We start from the raw sequence: 2,967 nt of genomic DNA on the forward strand, positions 1-2,967 counted from the left end.
CGCAAGACGGCATACTGGCTTCCCAGTTCGCTGGCGCGTTCGGCGAGAATCGGCTCTGGGATGAGCCCCAAGTCCTTGGTGCGGGTCACCCACTGCTCGTGCGCCGCACGCATGCGATGGAGCACCTCCGTGTGATCAGTAGACGACGCGAGATTATGGACCTCATGGGGATCACTCTCGAGGTCATAAAGCTCTTCGGTCGGCTTCGTTCCGCGGAAGAACGGCATGGCTGCCTCTGGCAACGTCCCGGCCTGCTCAGCCTCGCGAATCGACCGCATCGTCTGCCCCTTTTCGGGCGTGTTCATGTATTGAAAGTAGGGCTTCAACGGTTCGTAGTTGCGGATGTATTTGTATCGCTGATCACGCACCATCCGAATGATGTCGTAACGTTCGTCCATCCGGTCGCGAGCACCGTAAACGTAGTCCCGGTCGGCAGCCGCAAGCTTGCTCAAGGGACTGGTCAGAAACGGCTTGCCCTGCATGGGCCCTGGAACATCCAGCCCCGCCAGATTCAAGACGGTAGGACCAAAGTCGATCGAGCTCACCAAGCGGTCATCGACGACCCCGGCGACGTTGTCAGTGGATCGGAACTTGGCCGGGATGCGAATGACCAACGGGATGTGCGTTCCCGAGTCGTAGAGCCAACGCTTGGCTCGCGGGAGCCCAACGCCATGGTCGGACCAGAAGAACACGATCGTGTCTTCGTCCAATCCGTCGGCATGGAGTTGGTCAAGCAACCCGCCCACCCAATGATCGAGCGCCGTGATCAGCTCGTAGTTTCGCTTCCAGTCTTCTCGAGCGGTCGGCGTGTCTGGATAGTACGGCGGAAAGGTCGAGAGCCCAGCAGCGTCTTGCCGTTCACTTTCGGAAAGGCCTTTCGTGACGGACTTGTATTTCGAATCATTCTCGATTCCGGACTCGTGGCAGCCCGTGAAGTTGAAAACAGCAAAAAAAGGCGTGTCTTTGTCCGGTCGATTCCGCCAGTGCGCCTTGCTCGATGATTGGTCCCATGAACCTTTCGGAGTCTCGAACTGATAATCCTGCTTGGAGTTGTTGGTGCAGAAGTATCCCGATTCACGCAAATACGTTGAGAACGGCCGAATGCTCTCTGGAAGTTTCGCTTGGCAACGCATGTGCTGCGTCCCCAGAGTCGTTTGGTACATCCCGGTGATGATCCCGCTGCGACATGGGGCACAAACACCGGCCGTGGTGAACGCGTTGGAGTATCGAATGCCTTCGCTGGCGAGCTGATCGATGCGTGGCGTGATGGCGTGCGGATCACCATAGCAACCGATGTGGGGACTGATGTCTTCTGCGGAAAGCCAGAGAATGTTGGGACGATCGTTCGCTTCAACCGTCTGGAACACGGACATTGCCGTCAACAAGAGTGCGACCATCATCGGCACACATGCGTCTTGGGTTCGTCGAAGGGCTGCCTGCCACATGGAGCTGGCTCTTTATCTTGGAGGGTGGGAATGCGGGGTTCTGCATCGTAGCTACAGCAGCGTCCTCAAGCGAGCGAGTTGAAGCGGTCGAATCACGAAAAATCATCCCGCGAAGAAGACGCTGACGAGGCTACGCAATCCAAGAACACTGACGACGACCACCGTGAGCACGCCGAGCGTGTTAGCGATCCAGTGGTTGCGGTGCTTGCCGAGCAACGCCGCATTGTTCATCACCACCAGCAAGAAGATAGCGAGCAAAGGCAGCAGCAGTCCGTTGGCGACTTGAGCAAACGTGATGATGTCCGTGGGCTTGGAACCGCTGGCCGCGAACGAGGTGCCAAAAACAATCACGATGGTAAAGACAGTCCGTAGTCGCCAATCCTTCAAGTCGATGGGCCAGCCAAAGCAACCGGCGGCGGCGTAAGCGGCGGCCAACGGAGCGGTGATGGTGCTGGTCAATCCCGCAGCGAACAGCCCCACACCGAACAGCCATCGTGCATGGTTGCCAAGCAGCGGTTCAAGCTGCCGAGCGGCGTCGGCCAGGTTCGTGAACCCCGTGTTACCCTGAAAGAAAGCGGCGGCGGCCGTTGCCATCACGGCGGCGGTCACCAAACCGCCCAAGCCCACGCTAAGAATCGTGTCGCCGCGGCTTTGCTGGATCGCGTCGCGGACGTTTTCGTCGCTGACGGGCTGCTTCTTATCGCTCGACCATTTCTCAGCCGATGCGGTGGCGTGAAGGAACAAGTTGTAAGGCACGACCGTCGTGCCGATGATCGCGAGGACTTCTTTCAATCCGCCATCGGGGATGGTCGGTTGGATCCAACCCAGCGCGAACGATCGCCAATCGATCGGAACACTCAGCGCGGTCAACAAAAACACGCAGCTCATCGTCACCACCAACGCAACCAAAATCCGCTGCAGTGACCGATAGCGGCCGATCATCAAAATGCACCAGGCCGTCAATCCAATCAGGATCGACACGACAGCTTGGTGCTGCGTTCCCGTTGCAGCCGAAACGCCAACCGCGGCGCCGGCGACATTGCCCGCCTGGTAGGCAGCGTTTCCGACGATGATTGCCGAAACGACCAAGACAATGGCCAATCCCCGAGCCAACGCGTTGGGGATGGTTGGACGAATCGCCTCTCCCAAACCGCGACCGGTGACGATCCCCAATCGCGACGCCATTTCTTGAAAGACGATCGTTGCGATCACGGAAAAACCAATGGCCCAAAGCAGCGCATGACCAAAGTTGGCACCTGCGGTCGTGGCTTTGGTGACGGTGCCTGGACCGATGAACGCTGCCGTGACCAGCAGTCCGGGACCGAAACGACGAAAGAACTCGGAAAGCTTCATGCCAGCTAAGGTAGCGAATGACATCGCCGCCGTCTCAATGAACTCGCATCACTCAAGCTGTCGGTTGCGGTTCCTTTCTTCCGAAGCAGTTTTCGCGGTCTTTGCCCAACCGCGCGCGCCAGTCCTGTACACTACCCAGCCTTGTCTTGCACGCCATTCGGCGTGCCCC

At 58.5% G+C, this 2,967-nt stretch carries 2 protein-coding genes; both read right to left on the reverse strand.

The annotated features are described in order from the left end of the window. A partial coding sequence (locus ACF8AM_RS05605) for a sulfatase (protein WP_392554685.1) occupies positions 1 to 1,445 on the reverse strand: 1,445 nt, incomplete at its 3' end. Positions 1,446 to 1,547: 102 nt separating this feature from the next. Beyond that, a complete protein-coding gene (locus tag ACF8AM_RS05610) occupies positions 1,548 to 2,798 on the reverse strand; it encodes an Nramp family divalent metal transporter (protein ID WP_392554686.1) in 1,251 nt (416 codons plus the stop codon). Between the last annotated feature and the right edge of the window lie 169 nt (positions 2,799 to 2,967).

It is taken from the genome of Rhodopirellula sp. JB055, from assembly GCF_043100905.1.
Taxonomy (GTDB): domain Bacteria; phylum Planctomycetota; class Planctomycetia; order Pirellulales; family Pirellulaceae; genus Rhodopirellula.

What these genes read in the sequence shown, in the direction of transcription:
- ACF8AM_RS05610 (WP_392554686.1), bottom strand. Translation starts at nt 2,798, where the DNA reads ATGAAGCTTTCCGAGTTCTTTCGTCGTTTCGGTCCCGGACTGCTGGTC.